The sequence below is a fragment of the Dyella sp. EPa41 genome, assembly GCF_016586165.1.
Lineage (GTDB): Bacteria > Pseudomonadota > Gammaproteobacteria > Xanthomonadales > Rhodanobacteraceae > Dyella.
Window position 1 is genome coordinate 45,823 of sequence record NZ_BCPR01000009.1, and the last position, 25,045, is coordinate 70,867.

Consider the following 25,045-nt stretch of genomic DNA (forward strand, 5'->3'; position numbering starts at 1 on the left):
GGCAACGACGCTGGCGCCGGCGACCCGTTATGACGGAACATCGTCGCCAGACCCAGCCGGCACCGAGCCATGAACGTCGCCCAAGAGTTCGATCCGCTGTACCGCGCTGCGCAATCCCTGTCTTTGGCTTCCACGACGGCCGATGCCGCCCTGGCCACCATCACCCGTACGCGTGGCTCCACGTTTCGGCGGGCCGGCGCGAGCATGCTGGTGCTGCGCGATGGCAGCCTGGTCTGCGAGCTTTCGGGCGGCTGTCCCCAGCGGGACATCGTATGGCGTGCGCAACAGGTGATGGAACGCGGCGAGGCGCAGCTCGTGTCCTATGGGCGCGATGCGAACTACGACGTCATGCTGGAAACGGGCTGCGGCGGCGAACTCGACGTGTTGATCGAACCCCTGCGCGCCAAGCGCGATCTACGGTTCCTGCACGCGATGGCCGACCTGCGCGCGCGGCGCCGGCCCGGCGCGCTCGCCACGGTCTACGCGGTGGACGGACAGCCACTTTCGCCCCGGCCGTGGCGCATCGTGCAGGGCCAGGGCGTGGCCTGGAGCGACATCGACGACGATGCCTTGCGCGTGCAGGTCGAGGCCGTGCTGCCTTCGTTCCAGGCGGGCACGGCGGCGACATCTGTCCGGGTAATAAGCGGCGGCAGCGATTACGACGTGCTCGTCGAGCCCTTGCGGCCCTCGCAGGCCGTGGTGGTGATCGGCGACGGTATCGGGGCGCGCATGCTGGCCGAATTGTCGGTGCAGCTGGGCTGGCACACGACCCTGGTGGACCCCGCGCGGGCGGGTGACGATGTCGTGGGCGGCATCCGTTGCGTCGCGGCCACCGCGCGAGCCCTGGCCACGCAGGTCATGCTCGATGCGATGACTTCGGCGGTGCTGATGACGCATCGCCTGGAGCGCGATCTCGACTACCTCGCCGCGCTGCTCGACAGCCCCGTGAGTTACATCGGCGTGATCGGCTCGCGCCGGCGCGCAGCGCAGATCACCGCCGCGCTGGCGCGGGCCGATGAACGGCTGCACGTTCCCGCGGGGCTGGACGTGGGCTCGGAAACGCCGCAGGAGATCGCGCTGGCCGTGGCTGCGGAAATCCTCGCCCTGCGCAATGGCAAGGAAGGCGGGCTGTTGTCGCGGTCCCGCGCGCCCATCCACGCATGATGTCTTCTCGCGCCAGCGTCGGTGCGGTGCTGCTGGCGGCAGGTGCCGCCAGCCGGTTCGGCTCGCCCAAGCAGTTGCTGGTGATCGACGGCGAGCCCATGGTGCGCCGCGCGGCCAGGGCCGCACTCGCGGCCGGGCTGTCGCCGGTGATCGTGGTCACCGGCGCCCATCACGGCGCCGTGGCCGCGAGCCTGGATGGTTTGGACGTCCATCAGGTCGAGCATGGCGACTGGGCCAGCGGCATGGGCGGATCGCTGGCCGCCGGCGTCCGGACGCTGCTGGAGCAGGCGCCCGCGGTGGCCTCCCTGATGGTGCTGCTCGCCGACCAGCCGTCGCTCGGTGCGGCAGAACTGACCGGGATGCTGCAAGCGCATGCCCGCCACCCGGAGCGCATCCTCGCTGCGCGCCATGGCGCGCAGCTGGGTCCGCCGTGCCTGTTCCCGCGCAGCTGGGCCGGCGAACTCGCTACGCTCCGCGGGGCGCACGGCGCGCGCTCGCTGCTGGAGAAGTACGCCGGACGTGTCGACGCCCACGATCTGCCCGCGGCCGCTTTCGACATCGATACGCCGGCCGATCACGCTGCGTGGCTGGCCCTGCGCCACGACCCACGGCATCGATGACTTCGCTCCGCCTGCCTGCGGGCGGCCGGCCGCTCAGTGCAGGCCGACGGTTCCGTGCATCGCCGTGAAGATCTTCTGCGTGTCGTAGCCGATGCCGTTCTTGAAGACCAGGGGCATGTGTTCCAACGCGCTGGCGTCCTTGAGCGGATCACCGTCGACCACGGCGATGTCGGCGCGCTTGCCGACGGCCAGCGTGCCGACCTCCTTGTCGCGACCCAGGTACCTGGCGCCATTGAAGGTGGCGATCTTGATCGCCTGCTCGAAGCTGAAGCCCGCTTCCACCAGCAGTTCGACCTCGCGCTTGGAAGAGAAGCCCGGCACCACGCCGCCGAAACCGGTCGGATCGGTACCGGCGAGCAGCAGGCCACCGGCGTCGGCGTATTGCTTTTCCAGGCGGGACAGCTTGGCGTAGATCTCCGGCGTGAATCGTCCCTTGTTCGTCTGCACCTTGTTCCAGCTGTCCTCGTACTGCGCGCGCACTTCGGGCAGCATCAGGTCCAGCGCGCCCTGCGGCGCCTTCGGGCGACCGGTGACGAAGGTCTCGAACACGGTCAGCGTGGAAGTCAGCGCCACATGGTGGTCGATCATCCGCTTGATCAGTGCCTTCACCTCGGGGGAACCGGGATCCAGCGTGGCGAATGATTGCGCGACGTCGGCGCCGCGGGGGCAGGCGTCGGGCTGCTTGTCCTTGACGAAATCGGTGGAGACGAAGAAGCCGTGCTCCAGGTTGTCGATGCCCATGTCCACCGCTTCGCGGTAGGTCACCGAGCACAGGTGCGCGGTGACCTTGGCGTTGCGCCGGTGCGCCACTTCGATCACCCGCTGCAGCTCCGCACGCGTGATCTGCATGTAGGCCTTGTAGGAGGTGACGCCTTCGTCGGCCCAGTAGTTGACGGTGCGTTCCGCATCGTCCACGCCGCTGAGCGAATGCACGGCGGGTATCGGCAGGCCCGGGCCGTTGAGGTACGGGCCGGTCACGTCCATGTCGGGGCCGATGGCGTCGCCGTGCGCAATCGCGTCGCGCACGTTGAGGTCGGCGTACGGCATCATCGAACCGGCCGTTCGCATCGTGGTGGTGCCGCCGGCGAGATACAGCCGCGGGAAGCTGTAGCTCATCTCGTTGTACTCCACGCCGCCGGCCGGATAGAACATGTGTTCGTGCACCATCACGAAGCCGGGCAGCAGGGTCTTGCCCTTCGCGTCGATGATGGTGGCGCCGTCGGGAATCTTCACGCGGCTGTCCTTGTCCAGCGCGACGATGCGGCCCTGGTCGATCAGCAGCGTCTGTCCCGTCTTCGCCTTGCCGCCGGTGCCGTCGACGACGGTGGCGTGGGTGAAGGCGATGACGGGTTGCGGGTACGCGACGAAGTCGCTGTTGCCTGCAGGCTTGTCGGCGGCGAAGGCCGCGGTCGACGTCAACAAGCCGGCCAGTACCGCCGCGCGTAGCGATCGCTGCCATGCCATGGTGTTCCCCCACCGATGAAGTGGGATGCATCCTAGCAAAGGCGCCAGGCGCGGTGGCTCAACCCGCTTCGAGCAGGGCCACCGTGCCCTGGCCACCATCGGCGCAGATGCTGACGATGGCGCGCGTGCCGGGCGGCATCACGGCGAGTTCCTTCACCGCCTGGCTGAGAATGCGTGCACCCGTCGCGCCGAACGGATGGCCAATGGCAAGGCTGCCGCCGTTGGGATTCATCAGGTCGCGCGGGAACGCACCGAACTCACGGTCGACGCCCGCCTTGTGGGTAAGGAACTCGCGGCTCTGCAGCGCGGCGATATGCGAAAGCACCTGCGCGGCGAACGCCTCGTGGATTTCCCACAGACCGATGTCCTGGTAACCCAGCCCGTGGCGCGCCAGCAGTCGCGGGATCGCATAGGCCGGCGCCATCAGCAGCCCTTCGGTGCGGAAATCGACGGCGGCGATCTCCCAGTCAACCAGCTTCACGCGCGGCACATGGCCGGGCAGGCGGCCGAGTCCGCGCTCGGTCGCCACCCACAGGCTGGCGGCGCCATCGGTCAGTGGCGAGGAGTTGCCCGCGGTGAGCGTGCCCTGGCCGCTGGTGCGATCGAACGCCGGTGGAAGCTTGGCAAGCTTTTCCAACGAGGTATCCGCGCGCGGAATGCTGTCGCGACGGAACTCGCCGATGGGAATCACCAGGTCATCGAAGAAACCCTTGTTCCATGCGTCCACGGCGTGGCGATGGCTGTCGTAGGCGATCTGGTCCTGGTCGTCGCGCCTGAGGTGCCATTCCTTCGCGGTGATCTCCGTGTGCTCGCCCATGCTCAGGCCGCTGGTGCGGTTGACGATGCCGGGGATGTAGAGACTGATGTCGCCCAGTTTCAGCGACAACGCATGCGATACCTTCTCGCCGACCGAGCGTGCCTTCTGGAAGCGGCGAATCCAGTCCGACAGCCGCTGGTTGAGCCCAAGCTGGATGCGGCTCAGGCTGTCCACGCCACCGACCAGCGCCAGCTGCATGCTGTCGTCGTCGAGCATGCCGGCGGCCTCGATCATGCCGATCATGCTGGTGGAACAGGCCATCACGGTGGAGAAGGCCGGAATGGTGGCGGGCGCCCCCGCATCCATCAGCACTTCGCGCGCGAGATTGCTCCAGGTGAGATTGGGCACCACCGTGCCCCACACGGCGACATCGGGCGTCTTGCCTCCGGGCAGGCTGTCCAGCATGTGGCGCACCACCGGCACGGAAAGCGCGATGGCGTCGTAGCTGGCCAACGCGCCATCCACCTTGGAAAAAGGCGTGCGCACGCCCGCCGCGAGCCACACCGGGTGGCGATAGCGCGAATGGAGAGTCATGAAAGGCTTCCTGCTCGAGGATGGATGGTCGATTAGGCCGAGGCGAGACGCCAGGGCGCGCCTTCGGGAGCGCCGCGTCCCAGCTTGTCGGGCAAGGGGTCGGTTTCGGCCACGAATTCGAGCGAGACCGAATTGATGCAGTAGCGCTGGTGGGTCGGCGGCGGGCCGTCGTCGAACACGTGCCCCTGGTGGCTGCCGCAACGCGCGCAGCGGATTTCCGTGCGCACCATGCCGTAGCTGGTGTCGCGCACGTAGGTCAGGTGGTGCTCGTCGAACGGCGTGGTGAAGCTCGGCCAGCCGGTGCGGCTGTCGAACTTGTCGCCGGCCAGGAACAGGGGCAATCCGCACAGGCGGCAGCAATACACGCCGGCGCGCTTCTCCGTCAGCAGCACGCCGCAGAACGGTGATTCGGTACCGTGGGCGAGCAGTACGTCGCGCTCGCCGGCGGTGAGCGTGGCGGCAAGCTGGTCGAACTGCAGCGGAGACGGCGGCGAGAGGTCGAACGGGGCAGGTGCACTCACGACAAATGCTCCTCGGCGATCCAGGGTGGGGTACGCCGGCAGGTCGCCGGCGGCTCGCCCCTAGATCGTGGCATACGGCGTGGAATCAAGGCTGGCGGCGCTCGCCGGCGCGCTCCTCGTCGATGGTGAAGATCGCCTCGGGCGTCGCTTCCAGCCGCGCCTGCGGGATCGGCTTGCCACTGAGGTCGGAGTAGCCATAGGTACCGTCGTCGATCTTCCGCAGGGCGCGCTCGATATGGTCGATGCGCTGGGCATCCGTATCGCGCTGCGCCTGGCGCACTTCCTCCTGCGCCGAATCCTGGGCTTCGTCTTCGAACTCCATGGCTTCGTCGCCATGCTCTTCCTCGAAGGAACGGCGATGGGCATTGGAGGACAGCTCGCCGCCCAGCACCTGCTGCCGCAAGGCCTCCAGCCGCTGGCGCTGCTTGGCGATGAACTCCGGGCTCAGGTGGGCGTCGGCGGGCATGGGTATCTCCGGGAGGGAAAGGTGTGCGCCTAGCTATGGCATAGCCGCCGTTTCAACCCGGTGAAGGGCGGGGCCACCATGGAGGGTGGCGCGCACCCGGCGGATGCGCGCCGCTCCGGTCACCAGCGATAGGCGACCTTGCCGTACACGTAGGCGCCGTTGAAGCCGAACGGCGAGAACACCGAGTAGGGAAGCGTACCGTTGTTGTCGTTGGCGTGGATCACCTTGTCCGGATAGGTGTTGAGCACGTTGTCGCCGCCGAGGGTGAAGGTCCAGCGATCCAGGTTGTAGTTCACGGCGAGGTCGAGGATCCACTTGGCGCCGAACGTCTGGTCCAGCGAGGCGGTGGTCGAGTTGTACGACACGAAGCTGCCGTAACGCGTGAGCGTGCCGTTGAAGCCCCAGTGGCCGACCCCGTACACCTCGTTGAGGATCAGCTTGCTGCGCGGCGTGGTGTCGGCCAGCAGGCCGTACTGGTCGCGACGGTCGATGCGCTTGAGGTTCACCCCGAGCTGGTCGAGGATCGCCGGGTTGGCCTTGATGTCGGTGACCTTGTTCTTGTTGTAGTTGTAGCTGAGCGTGCTCTGCAGCGTGCCGTTGTTGCCGAAGTCGCTGAGATAGCTCGCCACCAGGTCCGCGCCGCGCGTGCGCGTGTCCACGGCGTTGGTGAAGTACGCGATGCCGCTGTAGTTGGTGTTGGTGACGCCGTTGGCGGCCAGGTAGGCCTGCACGGCGGGCGAGGTGGTGGCGAGGTTGCTGCTCAGCGTGATGCGGTTGTTCACCTTGATCTGGTAGATGTCCAGGCTCAGGTTCAGCGCATCGAGCGGGTTCCATACCAGGCCCAGCGTGAAGTTGCGCGACTTCTCCGGCTCCAGCGATTCGGCGCCCAGCAACTGGCCGACCTGGCTGTTCACGGGCACCAGGCCCGTGTTGTAGATGCCCGGCGGCAACTGCAGTGAATTGCCCGCGCCGTAATAGAGCGAGGAGGTGTACGAGTAATGCTGCTGGGCCAGCGAAGGCGCGCGGAAGCCCGTGGTGGCGCTGCCGCGGATGGCGAAGCGATCGGTGAAGTCGAAGCGGCCGGCCAGTGCACCGGAGGTGGTGTTGCCGAAGTCGGTGTAGTCCTCGTGGCGCAGGGCGAGCGAGGTGCCAAAGCGGTCGGTGAGGTTGGTCTCCACGCTCACGTACTCGGCCACGTCATGGCGGCTGTACGAACCCGCGTCCGTCGGCTGGTAACCGCCGAAGCCCTGCGCGCCGCCGGAGACGCCCGAGGTGCCGGTGTACCACGAGGGCAGGTCGCCGGCCTCGATCTTGTAAGTCTGGCGCAGGTATTCGGCACCAAAGGCCAGCGTCACCGGGTTGGGCAGCCAGCTGGTGGAAAGCTCCTTGGCGATATCCACGTCGAACGACTGCTGGGTCGAGCGCAGGATGCCGTCATGGAACTCGGTGGGGCTGTACCCGAAGTCGTGCAGGAAGGCGCGATTGACGCTGTTTTCCGTGGCATAGGAGACACGGTTGCCGCCGTAGTTGCCGCTCACGTCCCAACGCCAGCCGCCGGCGGTCTTGCCGCGCACGCCGAACACCAGCGACTGGTCGGTGGAGTCGGCGTGTTCCAGCGGCAGGTAGCCATGGGGATAGAGCGAAGGCACCGAGTTGCTGCTGGCGAGATTGCGGAAGAACGCCGGCGAGGTGGTGTCGCGATTGCTGTAGTGACCGAACGCATAGAGCTGCACGCCGGGCGTCAGGTCGTATTGCGCGTTGAGGAACAGGTTGTGGTCCTTCACCGCCGGATCGCCGTAGCGTTGCGTGGTGCCTTCCCACGGGCGCGTGCGATTGGGCTCGGCGCGGTTGCTGTAATCCTGGTTGCCGTCCTGCAGGGTGAAGCGGATCCAGCCCTTGTCGTCGTTGAGCGGTATGCCGAAGTTGGCCGAACCCTGCCACTGGCGGCCGTCGCCCGCCGAATACTGGCCGCCGGTGACTTCGACGTCGCCACCTTGCGCGCCCTTCTTCAGCACGATGTTGATCACGCCGGCGATGGCGTCGGAGCCGTACTGGGCGGATGCGCCGTCGCGCAGCACTTCGATGTGGTCGATGGCGCCCATCGGGATGGTGTTGAGGTCCACGGCCTGCGAGCCGCGTCCCAGCACGCCGTTGGTGAGCAGGATCGCGCCCGGGTGCCAGCGCTTGCCGTCCACCAGCACCAGCACCTGGTCCGGCGAAAGCCCGCGCAACTGCGCCGGGCGCTGCGAATCGGCCGTATCGGCCGCCGCGGGGCGCGGGAAGGTGAGCGAAGGGATGATGCGGGCCAGCGCGGTGGTCAGTTCGGTGGTGCCGGTCTGCTTGAGCGTTTCGGCGGAAACGACGTCGATCGGGGTGAGCGAGCTGCTTTCGGTGCGATTGTCCGCGCGCGTGCCGGTGACGATCACCGTGCCGAGTTTCTTGGCGTTGTCGGGCGTGGGCGGGTTCGCGTCCTGCGCGTGCAGGCTGGAGATCGAAGTCAGCAGGGCCAAGGCGGCCAGGGTCGGGGTGTTGGCGGGGAGGGGGCGGTTTTTATGCATGTTTTTAGGTATCCCACGTGATTGATGCGGTGCAACAATGGGCAGGCTATACGCCATGTGACGACCGCGTCAATAGCGGTATAGACGTCCAAACATGTCCAATGACGAATGGTTTCAGGCTCATAACGCATCGTCATGACGCGACGACCCGTCAGGGCCTTGACGGCGGCCGGGCGGAGCGGGGACTGGGGAAGGGGCGGTGCCAGCCATCAGGCGACGTGCCCGGCGGCCGCGTCAAGTGCTATCGGTCGCCCCGCGGGCCCGGGAGCGGCCTTCACGCGGCATTGATGCGCGGCTGAACGACCTTATGTGTGGCGAGGGTTCCGGATGACGATGGCCGATCAGGTCGTCGTCCTTCCGGCTAAGTGGATTTTTCTGGACAGGATCATATGGCTCGGCACAAAGCGCTTCGGCTGTACCGCAACATCGGCATCATCGCCCACATCGACGCCGGCAAGACCACCACGACCGAGCGCATCCTCTATTACACGGGTAAAAAGCACCAGATCATCGACGTGCACGACACCAAGGAGGGCAAGGGCTCGACCACGACGGACTACCTGGAGCAGGAGCGCAAGCGCGGCATCACCATCCAGTCCGCGGCCGTGTCCACGGAGTGGAAGGGCCATCAGATCAACCTGATCGATACGCCCGGTCACGTGGATTTCACCATCGAGGTGAACCGCAGCCTGCGCGTCCTCGACGGCGCCGTGGTGGTGTTCGACGGCGTGGCCGGCGTGGAGCCGCAGACGGAGACCAACTGGCGCCTCGCCGACCAGTACAACGTGCCGCGCCTGTGCTACGTCAACAAAATGGATCGCATCGGGGCGAATTTCGACCATTGCGTGAAGGGCATCCGCGAGCGCCTCGGCGCCAACGTGCTGCTGTGCCAGGTGCCGTTGGGTTCGCATGACGAATTCATCGGCATGGTCGACCTCGTGGCCGGCGTGGGCTATCTGTGGCAGGGCGACGACAAGGACAGCACGTGGGAAACCGTGCCGCTCGAGGAGATTCCCGGCCGGGTCAAGTTCTCCGCCGCCGCCGACCAGGCGTGGATCGCCGACTTGCCGAAGCTGCGCGAAGAAACCCTGGAGCGCGCGTTGTCGATGGACGACGCGGCGTTCGAAAAGCTGATCGAAACCGGCGAATTCGACATGGAGACGCTGAAGGCATGCATCCGCAAGGGCTGTGTGTCGGGCAAGCTCGTGCCGGTGTTCTGCGGTTCGTCCTATCGCAACAAGGGCGTGCAGCAGCTGCTGGACGCCGTGGTGGATTACCTGCCCTTCCCGGGCGAGAACGGCGGCATCGCGCTGGTGGACGAAAACGGCCACGTGGTGGGCGAGCAGGGCGTCATCGACGACGCGCCGGCCCGCGTGCTCGCCTTCAAGGTGATCAACGATCCGTTCGGCACGCTGACCTTCTGCCGCATCTATTCGGGCGTGATCAAGAAGGGCGACAGCCTGCTCAACGTCACGCGCGGCAAGAAGGAGCGCATCGGCCGCATCGTCGAGGTGCAGGCCAGCGCCACGCGCGAGATCGACGAGGCGCGTGCCGGCGACATCTGCGCCTTCGTTTCCCTGAAGGAGACCGAGACCGGCGACTCGCTGTGCGACCCGGCGCATCCGGCGTTGCTCGAGCGCATGCGTTTCCCCGACCCGGTGATCAGCGTGTCGGTGGAGCCCAAGCACCGCAACGACGTCGACAAGCTCTCCGCCGCGCTCTACAAGATGGTGAAGGCCGATCCGTCGCTGCAGCTGGAAGTGGACAAGGAAACCGGCGAGACCGTGCTCAAGGGCATGGGCGAACTGCACCTGGAGGTGACCATCGACCGCATGCGCACCGAGCTCGGCGTGGATGCCAACATGGGCAAGCCCAAGGTCAGCTTCCGCGAGGCGTTCGGCAAGGCGGTGCAGCACACCTATACGCACAAGAAGCAGTCGGGTGGCTCGGGCCAGTTCGCCGAGGTGACCATGGTGTTCGAACCACTGGAGACGGGCGGTGGCGTCGTGTTCTCCGACGAGGTCGTCGGCGGGCGCATTCCGCGCGAATACATTCCCGCGGTGGAGCACGCGGTCACGGTGGAGGCGCGCGAAGGCCAGGTGGCCGGCTACGAGGTGGTGGATTTCAAGGCGCGCCTGATCGACGGCAAGTTCCATGACGTCGACTCCTCGGCGCTCGCGTTCGAGATCGCCACCAAGCAGTGCTTCCGCGAGGCGCAGAAGCTCAGCAAGCCCAAGCTGCTGGAGCCGGTGATGCGGCTGGAGGTGGTCACCGAGGCCGATTACCTCGGCGACGTCATCGGCGACATCAACCGCCGTCGCGGCACGGTGAGCGACCAGGGGCAGCGCGGCGCGCAGGCTTTCGTACAGGGTTTCGTGCCGCTGGCGGAGATGTTCGGTTACATCAACTTCCTGCGCTCGGCCACGCGCGGGCGCGGCACGTTCACCATGGAGTTCGACCACTACGAGGAAGTGCCCGCCAGCCTGGTCGACAAGTTGATGGACAAGGAAGCGAAGTAGGCCTGCTCAGGACGCGACCCGTCGCCCGCGCGTCGCGCCGCGGGTCGTGTCATCGCGGAACGCCACGCGGCACGGCACCGTCAGCGTCAGCTCGGTGCCGTGGGGGGCGCGATGCCTGAACTCCAGCTTCGCGCCCAGCTTGGCGGCGCGCTCGCGCATGCCTGTCACGCCCCAGTGGCCTCGCTCGGCGGCCTTGCGCAGCGCCTTCGGGTCGATGCCGGATCCGTCGTCTTCGACCATGATGCGCAACTGGCGCGCCTCGTAGGCCACCAGCACGTCGATGCGGCTCGCCTGCGCGTGCAGGAAGGCGTTGCGGATGCCCTCGCGCACGATATCGAGGATCTCATCGAAGGCACTCGGCAGGATCGGCAGCGTCTTGCCTTCCGAGCGGATGTGGAAGGCCGTCTGGTAGAGCGAGGCGAGGTTTTCGCCCACCGCCAGCAGCGACTGCACCAGCTCGGTGTATTCGGGGCCGTCGCCGCGCAGCGAGATGATCTTGCCGCGCCCCTCGATGACCATCTCGCGCGCCTGGGTGATGGCGTCCTTGAGCGCTGCCGTGTTGCGGTCGCCGGGCGCCATGCCGGAAACCAGCGCCTGCAGGCGCAGCAGCAACCCCTGGATGCCTTGCAGCAGCGTGTCGTGGATGTCGCGTGCGATGCGTTCGCGCTCGTCCATGCGTTCGGTCAGCTTGAGGTGCACGCGCTCGGCGGCGCGTCGCATGCGCCACGCGATGAACAGGAACACGAGCGCGAGGAAGGCCAGCGCGCAGGCCAGCGCGAACCAGATCGTCTGGTAGAACCATGGCGCGATGGTGAAGGTGAGTTCCGCTCCCCGCGTGTTCCAGAGGCCGTCGTCGTTGGCGGCGATGACGCGGAAGCGATACGTGCCGGGACCGAGATTGGAATAGAACGCCTCGCGGCGCGTGCCTGCGTCCTGCCAGCCAGCATCCACGCCGTCGAGCCTGTAGCGAAAGCCCACCCGGCTCGGGATGGCCAGGCTGGCGGCGGTGTACTGGATCTGCACGTTGTCCGTGCCCTTGGGCAGCGTCAGGTGATCGGTCAGCGCGCGACGCTTGCCATCGGCGGTCAGGCCAAGGATTTCCACCGGCGGCGGCAGCCGATTGGCGAACAGGTGGTCGGGCTGGATCCAGGCCGGCCCCTGGTTGGTGAGGAACCAGAGGTTGTGGCGGCCGTCGCCGAAGGCGGTGGGCGTCATCGCTGCCTGCAGGGCGATGCCGGGCAGGCCATCGTCGTAGTCGAACAGGCGGTACGCCGGCCGATACCCCGGGTGGTCGAATGCGGTTTCCGCTTCGTGCGCCGCCAGCCGGACCACGCCCTTGCCGGCATTGAGCCACAGGTCGCCATTGGGCGCCTTGACGATGCCGCTGATGCCGCTGAAGACATCATTGTCCGCGATGACGATGGACTGCACGCGGCCGGCGCGCAGGCGCGCCATGCCGAGTTCGCCGCCGATCAGCACCTCGTCGGCCAGTGGCTGGACGACCGTGATGTGGCCCAGGTGCAGGCCGTCGGCGCGCGTGTAGATGCGCGTCTGCCTGCCATCGAATTCGGCAAGCTGGCTGTCGGGGTAGCCGAGCCACAGATGCCCCGCGTCATCGACCGCCAGCGAGTTGGGCGTGAGGCCCTCGAGCGCGGGTGAAAGCGCCTTGTGCACGAACCGGCCGTTTTCGAGGTGGTACAGGCCGTGATCGGCGAAGGCCAGCCAGGGTTCGCCGGCGCGGTCGATGGCGAGCGCATTGACGATGGTGGTGCCCGCCGGCCACGGCAGGTTTTCCAGCGTATCGGCATGCAGTCGATAAAGATCGTGGCGACCGACCATCCACAGGTTGCCGTCACGGTCGAACGAGGCGCTGTGGATGTCGTGCAGGTCCGAGCGCACCCGCGTGGCCGACTGCGGATCGATGCGCCACAGCGTGCCGTTGTTGATGATCCAGGGCGTGCCGGCGTCGTCCACGGTCATGGCGTAGTTGGACGCGGCGCCCAGGGGGACGTCCGTCGGCACTTTCACGTTGTTGCGGTGAAAGCTCACCAAGCCCATGTTGGTGCCGGCCCAGATCGTGCCTTCGGCGTCTTCCAGCAAGGGCACGGTGCGGTTGGTCATCAGTCCGTTGCCGCGATCCACCAGGTCGGCCATGTCGGCACGCTGCAGCGTCTTGCCATGCTCGACATGGGTGTAGTCCGCGACGCGATAGATGCCGCCGTTGTCGACGCCGGTGCCCCACAGGTTGCCCTGACGATCGAACAGCAGGCGATGGCTCCAGCTGACGTCGTCGGCATCGAGGCCTTGGGTTCCCAGGCGCGGGTGGTCCGCATCCAGGCCGGGCAGGGCGCGGGTGCCGTGGTCGTGGTCCGACAGCCACAGCGTGCCATCCGGCGCCTGCGCGATGGTGCTGTTGCGGTACACCCGCTGGTCGGTGGCTTCGAATCGCGTCGCGCCCGGGCGAAGGAACAGCAGCTTCTCGCCGGTGGTGACCCACAAGGTGCCGTCGCGCGTGGCGAGCACCCAGTCGGCATGCCCGGCCGGATAGCTCCAGTCATCGCCCGCCGTGTGCCATTGCTTGCCGTCGAAACGGGCCAGGCCGCCCTCGGTGGCTGCCCATAGGCTGCCGTCGCGGGTCTGCGCGAAGCTGTAGACCATGCCGGAGGGAAAGGCCTCGCCAGGCGCGTAATGGCTGAGATGGCGGCCGCGCTTGATGCTGGCGCCGCCGTAGTAGAAGCCGATCCACAGCGAACCGTCCGGCATCATCTTCAAGGCCGTGATGTCATGGGACGGAAAGGCCTCGTCCGGCCTGGGTTCGAAACGTTCGAAGCGCACGCCGTCAAAGCGGTACAGGCCGTTGCCGGTGCCGAGCCACAGATAGCCGCCCCCGTCCTGCGCCAGCGCCCAGATATCGGCCGGGGCGCCCGAGTCGATGGCCCACTGTTTGCGGCGGAACTCGATCGCGTTGCCTGTGGCGAACGCGTTCGCCAGGCAGGACAGGCAGCACAGCGCGAAAAACAGCCGTCGCCATGCGCGCCAGATAGCCGGCGCAGTAGCGTGTGCGCGGTCCCGCGCGGGCGTGCCTCCCGGTTGCTGGAGCGCCTCTCGCCGGCCAACCATCGTCATGCTTCTCCACTGCCTGCGGACATGAAGCATAGCGATCGCGTGCGTACGCGGCGAGCAAAATCACCCGATCGGGCATTGATCGCCGTCGGTCGTGCCAACATAGTGGCCGCGCCATCGAAGCCCCGCGAGGCAGACGACGGATGGCGCGCAGGAGGAGTCATGGTGACAGGCGGCGCAGACCGCATCCGGGTGCTGATCGCCGATGACCATCCCATCATGCGCGATGGCATCGCCGTGGCCCTGGAAAGCAGTCCCGACATGGACGTGGTCGGCCAGGCCGCGGATGGCGCGGAGGCCATCGTCCGCTTCCGCGAGCTGCACCCCGACGTGGCCCTGATCGACCTGCAGATGCCGGGCGTCGACGGCCTGCAGGCCATTCACGCGATCAGCGCGGAATTTCCGCAGGCGCGCATCATCGTGCTCACGTCCTATCCGGGCGACGCCCGCGTCAAGCGCGCGCTCACGCTGGGCGCGAATGCCTACATGCTCAAGACCGCGACGCGCGAGGAGATCCTTGGCGCGATCCGCTCGGTGATGAACGGCCGCCGCGTGGTCGCCACGGAGGTGGCGGGCGAGATCGCCTCCCACGCCTGGTCGGAAATGCTCAGCGATCGTGAGCTGAGCGTGCTTCGGCTGGTCGCGACGGGCCACACCAACAAGCGCATCGCCGACATCCTCTGCGTGTCCGAAGACACGGTCAAGGCGCGCCTCAAGAACATCATGACCAAGCTCGGCGCGCTGGACCGCACGCACGCGGTGACGCTGGCGCGCAACCGCGGCTTCTTCGACGGCTGACCCCTTGTTGTAACAGCGATGCAACAAGGCCTCGCATGCGCCCGCGATACCGGCGCGTGTACCTGATCGGGTAGCGAAGAATTCCTACCTTGGGGCATACGGTCTCGCCGTTGCGACGACAGAATAAGCGACACGTTCGCTCTTCCCCGCAGTTCACTTCGCCCAGACCGGCCACGCCGCATCGTCAGCGACCGGTTCCGCAACGGCGGCCCATGGATGAGCGCTTCCATGCCGATCAGTGAACCGGTTTTTGCCTTCGTCTTCCCCGGCGCCACGGCGCTTCCTCAACCCGCACGGACATCCCACTATGAGTACGATCACGACGAAAGACGGGACGCAGATCTATTACAAGGACTGGGGACAGGGTCAGCCTGTCGTGTTTTCCCATGGCTGGCCGCTGTCGGCGGATGCCTGGGACGCGCAGATGCTGTTTCTCAGCTCGCAGGGCTTCCGCACCATCGCGCACGATCGTCGCGGCCACGGCCGTTCCAGCCAGCCGTGGAACGGCAACGACATGGACACCTACGCGGACGACCTTGCCGCGCTGATCGAAACGCTCGATCTCAAGAACATCGTGCTGGTGGGTCATTCCACCGGTGGCGGTGAGGTGGCGCACTACATCGGCCGCCACGGCAACGCGCGCGTGGCGAAGATCGTGCTGATCGGCGCGGTGCCGCCCATCATGGTGAAGACGGCGAACAACCCGGGCGGCCTGCCGATCGAGGTGTTCGACGGTATCCGGGCGAACACGCTGGCCGACCGCTCGCAGTTCTTCAAGGACCTGTCGGGTCCGTTCTTCGGCGCCAACCGGCCCGGTTCGAAGGCCACCCAGGGCATGCGCGATTCGTTCTGGCTGCAGGGCATGATGGGCAGCCTGAAGGGCCACTACGACTGCATCAAGCAGTTCTCCGAGGTGGACTACACGCCGGACCTGCAGAAGATCGACGTGCCTGCGCTGGTGATCCACGGCGATGACGACCAGATCGTGCCGATCGATGCATCCGGTCGCCTGTCGGCCAAGATCATCAAGAACGCCACGCTGAAGGTCTATCCGGGGGCGCCGCATGGCCTCACCGCCACCCACCAGGAACAGGTCAACAAGGACCTGCTCGATTTCATCCGTTCCTGATCGTTCCATGGTCCCGGCACGCGCACGTGCCGGGACCGTGCCAGAGGGGTATTTTTCATGGCCATCCAAGCCAGCCCGACGCCGGGCAAGCAACTGCTCACGCCGATGGATCACGCGCTGATCCTGATCGACTTCCAGTCGCAGATGTCGTTTGCAACCCATTCCATCGATGCCGTCAGCCTGCGCACCAATGCGGCGCTGGTGGCCAACGCCGCCGCCAGCTTCAAGGTGCCGACCATTCTCACCACCGTGGCGGAGAAATCCTTCTCGGGCCCGATGTTCAGCGAAGTGACCGATCCGTTCCCCGGCCAGGCGCTGCTGGACCGCACGTCCATGAATACCTGGGAAGACGCGGCCGTGATCGGCGAGGTGAACCGCATCGGCAAGAGCCGCCTGGTTTTCGCCGGCCTCTGGACCTCGGTGTGCATCGTCGGGCCCACGCTGTCCGCGCTTGACCAGGGCTTCGAGGTGTACGTGATCGCCGATGCATGCGGCGATGTCTCGGCCGAAGCGCACAACCGCGCCATGGAACGCATGATCCAGGCCGGCGTGCGGCCGATGACCTCGGTGCAGTACCTGCTGGAGCTACAGCGCGACTGGGCGCGTAGCGAAACGTACGAAAGCACCACGGGCATCGCCAGGCGGTTTGCGGGTGCCTACGGGCTGGGCATCACCTATGCCAAGGCGATGTTTGGCGGCCACGAAGGTTGAAGCGATGCCGGCGGGTCATCCGCCGGTTCGCGTGACGTTGCGGGAATTCCCGATGAAACCGTATCTGTTTTCGCTTGGCGCCGGCCTGCTGGTCGGCATCATCTACAGCTTGTTGAACGTGCGCTCGCCGGCGCCGCCGGTGATCGCCCTGGTCGGGTTGCTCGGCATTCTGGTCGGCGAGCAGATTCCTCCGCTGGTGAAACACCTGTGGCGGCACGAGGCGGTGGGCACCAGCTGGGTGCGCGGCCACGTGAAGCCGCACATGTTCGGCACCCTGCCGGGCCCGAAGCCGGTGGTCGCCGCGCGTGATGCGGGCAAGGACCGGCATTCATGAATACAGCGAATGCAGCGCCCGGGTGGATCATTCATGGCGGGCGCTTCGCCACGCTCGATCGGTCCAGGCCGGAAGCGGATGCGGTGGCGATCACCGATGGCCGCTTCAGCGCCGTGGGCAGTGCTGCCGAGATCATGCCGCTGGCCGGCCCGCAGACGCGGCTGATCGACCTGCGCGGTCGCCGGGCCTTGCCGGGCCTGATCGACAACCACCTGCACATCATCCGCGGTGGCCTCAATTACAACCTGGAGTTGCGCTGGGATGGCGTGCGTTCGCTTGCTGACGCGATGGCCATGCTCAAGGCACAGGTGGCGATCACGCCGGCGCCGCAATGGGTGCGCGTGGTGGGTGGCTTCACCGAACACCAGTTCGCCGAGAAGCGCCTGCCCACCATCGCCGAACTCAATGCGGTGGCGCCGGATACACCGGTGTTCCTGCTGCACCTGTATGACCGCGCCATCCTCAACGGCGCCGCGCTGCGTGCCGTGGGCTACACGAAGGACACGCCCGAGCCGCCCGGCGGCGAGATCACGCGCGATGGGGCGGGCAACCCGACGGGCCTGCTGCTGGCCAGGCCCAATGCGGCCATCCTGTACGCGACCCTGGCCAAGGGGCCGAAGCTGCCGTTCGATTACCAGCTCAACTCCACGCGCCATTTCATGCGCGAATTGAATCGCCTCGGTGTCACCGGTGCGATCGATGCCGGCGGCGGCTTCCAGAATTACCCGGAAGACTATGCCGTCATCGAGAAGCTGGCGGCGCACGACCAGCTCACCATCCGCTTGGCGTACAACCTGTTCACGCAGAAGCCCAGGCAGGAAAAGGACGATTTCCTGAACTGGACGCGGACGTCCAAGTACAAGCAGGGTGACGATTACTTCCGCCACAACGGCGCCGGCGAGATGCTGGTGTTCTCCGCGGCCGATTTCGAGGATTTCCGCCAGCCGCGCCCCGACATGCCGCCCCAGATGGAAGGCGACCTGGAAGAGGTGGTGCGCATCCTGGCGGAGAACCGCTGGCCGTGGCGCATGCATGCGACCTACGACGAAACCATCAGCCGCGCGCTGGATGTGTTCGAGAAGGTCCACCGCGATATTCCGCTGGACGGACTGCATTGGTTCTTCGACCACGCCGAGACGATTTCGGAGCGTTCGATCGATCGCATCGCGGCCCTGGGCGGCGGCGTGGCCGTGCAGCATCGCATGGCCTACCAGGGCGAATATTTCGTGGAGCGCTATGGGGCGGCCGCGGCACAGGCTACGCCGCCGGTGGCGCGCATCCTCGAGAAGGGCGTGAAGACCTCGGCGGGTACCGATGCCACGCGCGTGGCCTCGTACAACCCCTGGGTGTCGCTGGCGTGGCTGATCACCGGCAAGACCGTGGGTGGCCTCGGCATCTATCCGCGCCGCAACTGCCTCGATCGCGAGACGGCGTTGCGCATGTGGACCGAGCACGTCACCTGGTTCTCCAACGAAGAGGGCAACAAGGGCCAGATCAAGGTGGGGCAGCTCGCCGACCTCATCGTGCCGGACCGCGATTTCTTCCGCTGCCCCGAAGAGGACATCGCCGATACGACCTCGCTGCTCACCATCGTCGGCGGCCGCGTGGTGTATGGCGCTGGCGACTTTGCCTCGTTCGAGGAGGTCAGCGTGCCGCCCGCGATGCCCGAGTGGTCGCCGGTGCGCACCTATGGCGGTTACGGCGCCTGGGCGCAGGATCGCCGCGAAACGGCGGTCGCGCCACGCGTGGCCTGCGCTTGCGGGCATGGCTGCGGCGTGCACGGCCACGATCATGCCGCGGCCTGGGCCAGCAAGGTGCCGGCATCCGACCTCAAGTCGTTCTGGGGCGCGCTGGGCTGCGCGTGCTGGGCGGTCTAGGAGTATCGTCGTGAACACTCCTTCGAACATCCCCACGCGCTGGCCCGTCACGCCGATGGTGCACTGGTTCGCCTTGCTGGCACTGTGCGCCGCCTATCTGCAGGGCGGCCTGCAGAAGCTCATGGACTTCAACGGCGCGGTCGCCGAGAGCGCGCACTTCGGCATGACACCCGCCGTGCCGGTGACCGTTGCCGTGATCGTGCTCGAACTGGGCGCCTCGCTCGCCATCCTGTGTCACCGCGCCCGCTGGCTGGGGGCCTTGTTGCTCGCCGCTTTCACGCTGGCCGCGACCTTCGTGGCCAATCGTTTCTGGGCCGCTCCGGCGGCGCAGCGCTTTGGCATGACCAACGCCTTCTTCGAGCACCTGGGCCTGGTGGGTGGCTTCGTGCTGGTGGCCTGGCATGACCTGCGCGAACGCACGGCGCCGGTTTCGCCGGTCGCCCGATCCTGACATTCCAAGGGAGTCTTTCCATGCGCATGTATTCCAAGTTCTTCGCCCTCGCGCTCGGCATCGCCGCGATCGGCTCGCCGATGTCCGCGATGGCCAGGGAAGCGCCGGCGACGCCGATGGTGGCCGTGGGTTCGCAGTACGACACCACCCACGTCTATGTCGCTCCCGCGGAGGTCGATCGTTTCGTCGACAGTTTCCTCGGCACCTTCGGCGGCCAGAGCACCAGGCAAGGCATCGCGACCGTGACGCCCACGCCCAGCAGCACCAGCACGCAGCTGCTGCAGACGCCGGTGGGTACGGTGTCGCTGTTCGGGTTCCGCACGCCGGTGCCGCATCCGTTCGGTCTTGAGCGCACCGGTTACCTGGTGACGGATCTCGACGTTGCGGTCAAGGCTGCGCGCGCATCGGGTGCGGACGTCATCGTCGACATCTTTCCCGACCCGATCGGCCGCGATGCGGTGGTCCAGTGGCCCGGTGGCGTGAACATGCAGCTCTACTGGCACACCACGCCGCCCAACTACACGCCGTTCCAGACGGTTCCCGAGAACCGCGTGTATGTCTCGTCGGATCGCGCCGACGCGTTCGTGAAGAGCTTCCTGGCGTTCTCGCATGGCAAGGTGGCGTCCGACGCCAGGCAGGCGCCCGGCGTGGAGATTGGCCGTCCGAAAGACAGCTACCGGCGCGTCCGCATCGAATCCACCTTTGGCAAGTTGACCGTTTTCGTGACCGACGGCCATCTGCCGTATCCCTATGGGCACGAACTGACGGGTTACGAGGTCGCAAACCTTGCCGACACGCTGGCCAAGGCGAAAGCGCATGGCGTGAAGGTGCTGGTCGAACCCTTCAGCAGCGAGGGACGTGAATCGGCAATGGTGGAATTCCCCGGTGGCTACGTCGCCGAAATCCACGCCGGCGCGGCCCGCTAGGCCGGGCAGGGTGCTTTGCTGGCGCCGCTGCGTGCGGGCGGCCTGTGCGGGTGGCGTTCGTTCGGCCGGCGCCATGTGGCTCGGCGCGGTGGCCTGCCCGATGTCGTTGCATGCGCAGGCGATCGACGACGCACCGATGCAGTCGCCTGCGGCTCGACCTGCATTCAGCAGCAACCGCTGGCAGGAAGACTGGTCGGCGCTGGCCGACCCTGCGCTGCGCACGCAAAGGGGCGATGCGCTCAAGTACATCCCGCTCAGCGCGACGGACAAGAACACCTATCTTTCCTTGGGCGTGAATTTGCGTGAGCGAACGGAAATCTCCGACGCCGCCAGCTTCGGCATCGGAAACGCCGACAACACCTACCTGTTGCAACGCCTGCAGCTGCATGCCGATCTGCGCTTCGCCTCGTATTGGCAGGCTTTCGTGCAGATCGAGGATGCGCGCACGGTGAACAAGCAGGTGATCGGCGGCGCCGACCGCAACCCCTGGGATCTGCGCCTGGCGTTCCTGGCCTATGTGCGCAGTTTCGGCACGGGTACGTTCAAGGCGCGCGTGGGGCGGCAGGACTTCGCCTTCGACCTGCAGCGCTTCGTGTCGCTGCGCGATGGACCCAACGTGCGGCAATCGTTCGATGCGATCTGGGCCGACTGGGAAACGGGGCAGTGGCGCTTCATCGGGTTCCTCAGCCAGCCGGTGCAGTACGACGACCGCCATCCCTTCGACGATACGTCCAGCCACCGTTTTCGGTTCGATACCCTGCGCGTGGAGCGCCAGGTGCTGGGCGGCAACGAATTGTCGGCCTACTACTCGCGCTATAGCCGCGATGGTGCGCGGTACCTGGATGCCACGGGCGACGAGCGACGCGACGTCTATGACGCGCGTTTCGCGGGAAAGGCGGCCGGCGTGGACTGGGACATCGAAGGCATGGCGCAACGTGGCCGCGTGGGCAGCAAGGCCATCGATGCCTGGGGCAGCGGTGCACGGATCGGCTACACCTGGGAGGCGGGCTGGCATCCACGCGTCGGCCTGCAACTGGATGCCGCCTCGGGCGACGGGCGACACGGCGATGGCACGCTCGGCACGTTCAATCCGCTGTTTCCGAATGGCTACTACTTCACCCTGGCCGGATTTACCGGCTACGCCAACCTGCGCCACGTGAAGCCGAGCCTGACCTTGAAACCCTCGGCCAGGCTGACGGTGATGGGGGCGCTTGGGTTCCTGTGGCGCGAGACCGTCGACGATGCGGTCTATGTGCAACCCAATATCCCCTTGCCGGGCACCGCCGGGCAGGGCGGCCATTGGACGGGCGCCTACGGCCAGTTGCGCATGGACTACGTCTTCAACGCGAACTTCACCGGCGCAGTGGAAGCTGTGCGTTACGACGCCGGCCGCGTGATCCATGTCGCCGGCGGGCACGACAGCCATTACCTGGGCATCGAACTCAAATACATCTGGTGACCGAAAAGGTCGCCTGTTTTTACACGCGCCACCGGAGCAAGCGACAGCATGGCCAACCAGGCACCCTTGTCCACGATACTGAGCGTCAACGCGGGCTACGTCGATACCGCGGGATTCATGGCCTTGCATGGTCTGTTCACCGCGCACGTGACGGGCAACTTCGTCACCCTTGGCGCGGCGCTGGTGCTGGGCACCTCCGGCATCATCGCCAAGCTGCTGGCGCTGCCCGTGTTCTGCGTGGTCATCGTGCTGGCGCGCCTGCTGCACTTCTGGCTGGTGGGGCGAGGCCTGCCGGTGGTGCGCACGCTGCTGTTCCTGAAGTTCGCCCTGTTCGTGGTGGCCGCCGTGCTCGCCTTGCGTTATGGCCCGTTTGGCCCGGGTGACAGCTGGTCCTCCACGTTGCTCGGCATGACCATGGTGGCGGCGATGGCGATCCAGAACGCCCTGCATCGCGTGCATCTCGGCAGCATGCCGCCGTCGACGTTGATGACCGGCACCACGACGCAGATCATGCTGGACATCGCCGACCGCCTCCACGGCGTGGCGCCCGAGCAGAAGGCGGCGGTGGACACCCGCCTGAAGCGCATGAGCGTGGCCGTGCTGGCCTTCGCCTTTGGCTGCGCGGCGGCCGCGTTGCTGTATGCCTATGCCGGCATGTGGTGCTTCGTGGCGCCGCCGGTCGTTGCCTTGGCCGCCTACCTTCGCCATCACGACGCGGACGAAGCCGCCGCGCCCAAATGATTCCCGATGTTCGTTCCACCTCCCATGACCCCGGAGAGCACACCATGAGCGACACAAGCAAAGCCAAGACCCGCCAGAAGGCGGCCCTCAATACGCCATCCACGCTGGGCGAGAAGGCGACGCGCGATTTGTCCGGCGAGCTCAATGCCTTGCTGGCCGACGTGCTGGCCTTGTACCTGAAGACCAAGAACTTCCATTGGCACATGTCCGGGCCGTATTTCCGCGATTACCACCTGCTGCTCGACGAGCAGTCCGATGAGATCTACGCGACCGTCGATCCGATCGCCGAGCGCGTGCGCAAGATCGGCGGCACCACCCTGCGTTCCCTGGGGCATGCGTCGCGCATGAAGCGCCTGCTCGACAACGACGCGGATTTCGTCACGCCGGACGACATGCTCGCGGAGTTGCGCGAGGACAACGGCAGCCTGATCGGCTATATGCGCAAGACGCATGAGCTGTGCGACGAGTACGGCGACGTGGCGACCGCCAGCCTGCTGGAAAACTGGATCGACGAGGCCGAGCGCCGCGTGTGGTTCCTGTTCGAGACGAGCCGGCGCGCCTGACCGACGGCTCGCATGCACGGACGGGCCGGTCGCGGTGGCCGGCCCGTCGTTTGACGGCAACTTGAACGTTGTCGACGCCTGGTCACGCCATGGAGGCATGACGCTAACACTTGCTGTCTGAAGATCGACGTCAAGAGCAGCGATACGCAGGGAATTGGCCATGTCCAGTCACGATCGCAAAGACGTGGATCACACCCACGACAAGCACAAGGCCCCGGAGCGCGAGAGCCAGGGGCAGCGCGCGGAGCGCAAGCGCCGCGAGAGCGAAAACCACGACCAGGCCCTGGAAGAAACCTTCCCGGCCAGCGATCCCGTTTCGCCCTTCATTCCGGCCAAAGCGCCGGAAGACTGATTTCGGCGCGCGATGAGTCGCCTGGCGAAGGCCCGGTCGCCTTCGAATCCGCCGGGACGTGTCGCATGAACGTCCTGGGCCACCTGTGGAGCGACAGCGCGTGGACGCGCCTGGGCATGACCGCGGTCGTGGCGCTGCTCGTTTCGCTCGTGTTGCGTGCCGTTGCCTATGCCGTGCTGGGGCGACTGGCCCGGCGCCGGCCGGTGGTGGCCAATATGCTGGGCAGGGCCAGTGCGCCCATGGAGTGGGTGATCCCGCTGCTGATGCTGGTGGCGGCGTTGCGCGTGGTGCCGGATACGGAGGCATTGCCCTCGCTTGCCTTGCTTGAGCATGTGCTCGTCATCGCCTTGATGATCAGCGTGACATGGCTTGTCCTGCGCTGCCTGCGCACACTCGAGCTCGTCGCCATCCGGCGTTATCCGTTGGACGTCAGCGACAACCTTTCCGCGCGCCGGATGCTGACCCAGGTGCGCGTGCTGCGACGCACGGCCGAGGTGGTGGTGGTCCTGCTCGGCGCCAGCGCGATCCTTCTGACCATTCCGGGCGTGCGCCAGTTGGGCACCAGCCTGCTGGCGTCCGCCGGCCTGGCCGGCCTGGCGCTGGGCCTGGCGGCCAAGCCGGTGCTCGGCAACCTGGTGGCCGGATTGCAGATCGCGCTGACGCAGCCCATCCGCCTCGACGACGTGGTGATCATCCAGGGCGAATGGGGCCGCATCGAGGAAATCACCGGCACCTATGTGGTGGTGCGCATCTGGGACGACCGGCGCCTGGTGGTACCGCTCAACTGGTTCATGGAAAACCCGTTCCAGAACTGGACGCGCACGAGCTCGCAGCTGATCGGCACGGTGTTCCTGTGGCTGGACTACCGCGTGCCGATGGCGCCGTTGCGCGATGAGTTGATGCGCTTGTGCAAGGAAGCGCCGGAATGGGATGGCCGCGTGTCGGTGCTGCAGGTGACCGATGCCAGCGAACGCGCGGTGCAGCTGCGCGCCTTGGTGAGCTCGACCGATTCCGGCCGCAACTGGGATCTGCGCTGTCGAGTGCGCGAAGGCCTGATCGCCTTCGTGCAGGACCGCTATCCGCAGTCACTGCCGCGCCTGCGCGGCGAGCTCGACGCATCGGCGAGCCGCTCGCCGGAGGGCTCGGTGGCGCCGCGTTGACGTGGGCTCAGGAAAATCCGCGCAACCGCGCCACCACGCCTACGCCTGCCGTGATCGTGCGCGACAGCAGGCGTAGATCCAGCGGCATCTCGGGCCGGTACACGTCGAGCAACAGCGCGATGCGCGTGCTCTCGCTGTGGTTCCAGACTTCGTGCGGAAAGGTGTCATCCCACAACAGGGACTTGCCGGCCCCGAACCGATGCTCGTGGCCAGCGAGCCAGAGCACGGCGCCGGGCCTGCCTTCGCCATCGGGCGGTACGTCGAGGTTGAGCTGGTAGCGCAGGATGCCGCGGAAGGGGCCGCGGTGCTGGGGGATGTGCTTGTGCGGCGCAAGAAAGGACAGCGTGGCCGAAATGGCCTCGGGCGTGTCCGCCAGCAGTTCGCCCAGCACGGGGCAGCAGAGCAGGTTGGCGCGCAGTTCCTGGCCATAGACCTTGAGCAGGAACATGCGCCAGTCCCGCCCGTCGGTCGCCGAGATTTCGGCCTGCGTTGGCATGATTTCGTGGAAGCGGGGGATCGAGGTGGCCGAGCGCAGGACGGCCCGGGCTTCTTCGCGCAGTTCCATCCACGCCGCTTCGAAACGGCGCGCGGCAGGGAAGCAGCTGTCGATCTCCAGCACGGGCGGCGTATCCAGGCGCGCGTCATAGATGCGCCGTATCGCACGCGACGAGAGCTCGTAGAGCGAGTCCATCTTTCCTGTGTCCTCCAGGCTGCACGGGCGGGGTGCTCCTGCGCCGCCGCGCCGACCCCGGCACGTG

22 protein-coding genes are annotated in these 25,045 nt (G+C 66.7%); 15 read left to right on the forward strand and 7 right to left on the reverse strand.

From position 1 onward, the window contains the following. Positions 1-69 precede the first annotated feature (69 nt). Complete coding sequence (locus tag JMF82_RS05005) at positions 70-1,164, forward strand: XdhC family protein (protein ID WP_201313435.1); 1,095 nt, start codon at positions 70-72, stop codon at positions 1,162-1,164. Continuing rightward, complete coding sequence (locus JMF82_RS05010; protein ID WP_201313436.1) at positions 1,161-1,784, forward strand: nucleotidyltransferase family protein; 624 nt, start codon at positions 1,161-1,163, stop codon at positions 1,782-1,784. The genes JMF82_RS05005 and JMF82_RS05010 overlap by 4 nt, the downstream gene beginning before the upstream one ends. Before the next feature lie 33 nt (positions 1,785-1,817). On the opposite strand, the gene JMF82_RS05015 is transcribed toward JMF82_RS05010, so the two are convergent. The 5 genes from JMF82_RS05015 to JMF82_RS05035 form a co-directional block, all read right to left on the reverse strand. Then, the gene (locus JMF82_RS05015) at positions 1,818-3,248 is read right to left on the reverse strand and encodes an amidohydrolase family protein (protein WP_201313437.1); all 1,431 of its coding nucleotides are present in this window, start codon (positions 3,246-3,248) and stop codon (positions 1,818-1,820) included. Positions 3,249-3,306: 58 nt separating this feature from the next. Beyond that, entirely contained in the window at positions 3,307-4,599 is a 1,293-nt protein-coding gene (locus JMF82_RS05020; protein WP_201313438.1) for an acetyl-CoA C-acyltransferase, read from the reverse strand. Positions 4,600-4,631: 32 nt separating this feature from the next. Beyond that, complete coding sequence (msrB, locus tag JMF82_RS05025) at positions 4,632-5,120, reverse strand: peptide-methionine (R)-S-oxide reductase MsrB (protein WP_201313439.1); 489 nt, start codon at positions 5,118-5,120, stop codon at positions 4,632-4,634. An 85-nt stretch (positions 5,121-5,205) separates the two neighbouring features. Beyond that, on the reverse strand, positions 5,206-5,586 hold the full coding sequence (locus JMF82_RS05030) for a TraR/DksA family transcriptional regulator (RefSeq protein ID WP_201313440.1): 381 nt from the start codon (positions 5,584-5,586) through the stop codon (positions 5,206-5,208). Between the two features lie 119 nt (positions 5,587-5,705). Then, positions 5,706-8,144, reverse strand: coding sequence for a TonB-dependent receptor (locus JMF82_RS05035; RefSeq protein ID WP_201313441.1), 2,439 nt, complete (start codon positions 8,142-8,144; stop codon positions 5,706-5,708). 389 nt (positions 8,145-8,533) lie between these two features. Between JMF82_RS05035 and fusA the strand changes: the two genes are divergently transcribed. Beyond that, entirely contained in the window at positions 8,534-10,663 is a 2,130-nt protein-coding gene (gene fusA / locus JMF82_RS05040) for an elongation factor G (protein WP_201313442.1), read from the forward strand. Positions 10,664-10,669: 6 nt separating this feature from the next. On the opposite strand, the gene JMF82_RS05045 is transcribed toward fusA, so the two are convergent. Beyond that, a complete protein-coding gene (locus JMF82_RS05045) occupies positions 10,670-13,789 on the reverse strand; it encodes a sensor histidine kinase (protein ID WP_201313443.1) in 3,120 nt (1,039 codons plus the stop codon). A 159-nt stretch (positions 13,790-13,948) separates the two neighbouring features. Between JMF82_RS05045 and JMF82_RS05050 the strand changes: the two genes are divergently transcribed. The 12 genes from JMF82_RS05050 (at position 13,949) to JMF82_RS05105 (ending at position 24,287) form a co-directional block, all read left to right on the forward strand. Beyond that, positions 13,949-14,584 carry a response regulator transcription factor gene (locus tag JMF82_RS05050; RefSeq protein WP_201313444.1) on the forward strand — a complete coding sequence of 212 codons (636 nt, stop codon included), beginning with the start codon at positions 13,949-13,951 and terminating at the stop codon, positions 14,582-14,584. A 307-nt stretch (positions 14,585-14,891) separates the two neighbouring features. Next, positions 14,892-15,713, forward strand: coding sequence for an alpha/beta hydrolase (locus JMF82_RS05055; protein WP_201313445.1), 822 nt, complete (start codon positions 14,892-14,894; stop codon positions 15,711-15,713). A 57-nt stretch (positions 15,714-15,770) separates the two neighbouring features. After that, on the forward strand, positions 15,771-16,424 hold the full coding sequence (locus JMF82_RS05060) for a hydrolase (protein ID WP_201313446.1): 654 nt from the start codon (positions 15,771-15,773) through the stop codon (positions 16,422-16,424). 52 nt (positions 16,425-16,476) lie between these two features. Continuing rightward, positions 16,477-16,758, forward strand: coding sequence for a XapX domain-containing protein (locus JMF82_RS05065; protein ID WP_201313447.1), 282 nt, complete (start codon positions 16,477-16,479; stop codon positions 16,756-16,758). Beyond that, entirely contained in the window at positions 16,755-18,635 is a 1,881-nt protein-coding gene (locus tag JMF82_RS05070) for an amidohydrolase (RefSeq protein ID WP_201313448.1), read from the forward strand. Before JMF82_RS05065 ends, JMF82_RS05070 begins: the two co-directional genes overlap by 4 nt. 10 nt (positions 18,636-18,645) lie before the next feature. Then, entirely contained in the window at positions 18,646-19,086 is a 441-nt protein-coding gene (locus JMF82_RS05075; protein WP_236585297.1) for a DoxX family protein, read from the forward strand. Positions 19,087-19,106: 20 nt separating this feature from the next. Next, the gene (locus tag JMF82_RS05080) at positions 19,107-20,012 is read left to right on the forward strand and encodes a glyoxalase (RefSeq protein ID WP_236585298.1); all 906 of its coding nucleotides are present in this window, start codon (positions 19,107-19,109) and stop codon (positions 20,010-20,012) included. Between the two features lie 31 nt (positions 20,013-20,043). After that, positions 20,044-21,471 carry an alginate export family protein gene (locus tag JMF82_RS05085; protein ID WP_236585299.1) on the forward strand — a complete coding sequence of 476 codons (1,428 nt, stop codon included), beginning with the start codon at positions 20,044-20,046 and terminating at the stop codon, positions 21,469-21,471. 48 nt (positions 21,472-21,519) lie between these two features. Beyond that, positions 21,520-22,212: a DUF1275 family protein gene (locus JMF82_RS05090; RefSeq protein WP_201313449.1), complete on the forward strand. Its 693-nt coding sequence runs from the start codon at positions 21,520-21,522 to the stop codon at positions 22,210-22,212. Between the two features lie 44 nt (positions 22,213-22,256). Beyond that, a complete protein-coding gene (locus tag JMF82_RS05095; protein WP_201313450.1) occupies positions 22,257-22,775 on the forward strand; it encodes a DNA starvation/stationary phase protection protein in 519 nt (172 codons plus the stop codon). Between the two features lie 160 nt (positions 22,776-22,935). Further along, positions 22,936-23,127, forward strand: a complete 192-nt coding sequence (locus JMF82_RS05100) for a hypothetical protein (protein WP_201313473.1) — start codon at positions 22,936-22,938, stop codon at positions 23,125-23,127. 65 nt (positions 23,128-23,192) lie between these two features. Continuing rightward, positions 23,193-24,287 carry a mechanosensitive ion channel family protein gene (locus tag JMF82_RS05105; protein WP_201313451.1) on the forward strand — a complete coding sequence of 365 codons (1,095 nt, stop codon included), beginning with the start codon at positions 23,193-23,195 and terminating at the stop codon, positions 24,285-24,287. 7 nt (positions 24,288-24,294) lie between these two features. On the opposite strand, the gene JMF82_RS05110 is transcribed toward JMF82_RS05105, so the two are convergent. Beyond that, positions 24,295-24,978 carry an aspartyl/asparaginyl beta-hydroxylase domain-containing protein gene (locus tag JMF82_RS05110; RefSeq protein ID WP_201313452.1) on the reverse strand — a complete coding sequence of 228 codons (684 nt, stop codon included), beginning with the start codon at positions 24,976-24,978 and terminating at the stop codon, positions 24,295-24,297. Positions 24,979-25,045 lie beyond the last annotated feature (67 nt).

Bases quoted from the DNA above. Each gene is read 5' to 3' on its own strand.
- JMF82_RS05005 (WP_201313435.1), top strand. From the start codon at position 70: ATGAACGTCGCCCAAGAGTTCGATCCGCTGTACCGCGCTGCGCAATCC.
- JMF82_RS05010 (WP_201313436.1), top strand. From the start codon at position 1,161: ATGATGTCTTCTCGCGCCAGCGTCGGTGCGGTGCTGCTGGCGGCAGGT.
- JMF82_RS05015 (WP_201313437.1), bottom strand. From the start codon at position 3,248: ATGGCATGGCAGCGATCGCTACGCGCGGCGGTACTGGCCGGCTTGTTG.
- JMF82_RS05020 (WP_201313438.1), bottom strand. From the start codon at position 4,599: ATGACTCTCCATTCGCGCTATCGCCACCCGGTGTGGCTCGCGGCGGGC.
- JMF82_RS05030 (WP_201313440.1), bottom strand. From the start codon at position 5,586: ATGCCCGCCGACGCCCACCTGAGCCCGGAGTTCATCGCCAAGCAGCGC.
- JMF82_RS05035 (WP_201313441.1), bottom strand. From the start codon at position 8,144: ATGCATAAAAACCGCCCCCTCCCCGCCAACACCCCGACCCTGGCCGCC.
- fusA (WP_201313442.1), top strand. From the start codon at position 8,534: ATGGCTCGGCACAAAGCGCTTCGGCTGTACCGCAACATCGGCATCATC.
- JMF82_RS05045 (WP_201313443.1), bottom strand. From the start codon at position 13,789: ATGACGATGGTTGGCCGGCGAGAGGCGCTCCAGCAACCGGGAGGCACG.
- JMF82_RS05050 (WP_201313444.1), top strand. From the start codon at position 13,949: ATGGTGACAGGCGGCGCAGACCGCATCCGGGTGCTGATCGCCGATGAC.
- JMF82_RS05055 (WP_201313445.1), top strand. From the start codon at position 14,892: ATGAGTACGATCACGACGAAAGACGGGACGCAGATCTATTACAAGGAC.
- JMF82_RS05060 (WP_201313446.1), top strand. From the start codon at position 15,771: ATGGCCATCCAAGCCAGCCCGACGCCGGGCAAGCAACTGCTCACGCCG.
- JMF82_RS05065 (WP_201313447.1), top strand. From the start codon at position 16,477: ATGAAACCGTATCTGTTTTCGCTTGGCGCCGGCCTGCTGGTCGGCATC.
- JMF82_RS05070 (WP_201313448.1), top strand. From the start codon at position 16,755: ATGAATACAGCGAATGCAGCGCCCGGGTGGATCATTCATGGCGGGCGC.
- JMF82_RS05080 (WP_236585298.1), top strand. From the start codon at position 19,107: ATGCGCATGTATTCCAAGTTCTTCGCCCTCGCGCTCGGCATCGCCGCG.
- JMF82_RS05090 (WP_201313449.1), top strand. From the start codon at position 21,520: ATGGCCAACCAGGCACCCTTGTCCACGATACTGAGCGTCAACGCGGGC.
- JMF82_RS05095 (WP_201313450.1), top strand. From the start codon at position 22,257: ATGAGCGACACAAGCAAAGCCAAGACCCGCCAGAAGGCGGCCCTCAAT.
- JMF82_RS05100 (WP_201313473.1), top strand. From the start codon at position 22,936: ATGTCCAGTCACGATCGCAAAGACGTGGATCACACCCACGACAAGCAC.
- JMF82_RS05105 (WP_201313451.1), top strand. From the start codon at position 23,193: ATGAACGTCCTGGGCCACCTGTGGAGCGACAGCGCGTGGACGCGCCTG.
- JMF82_RS05110 (WP_201313452.1), bottom strand. From the start codon at position 24,978: ATGGACTCGCTCTACGAGCTCTCGTCGCGTGCGATACGGCGCATCTAT.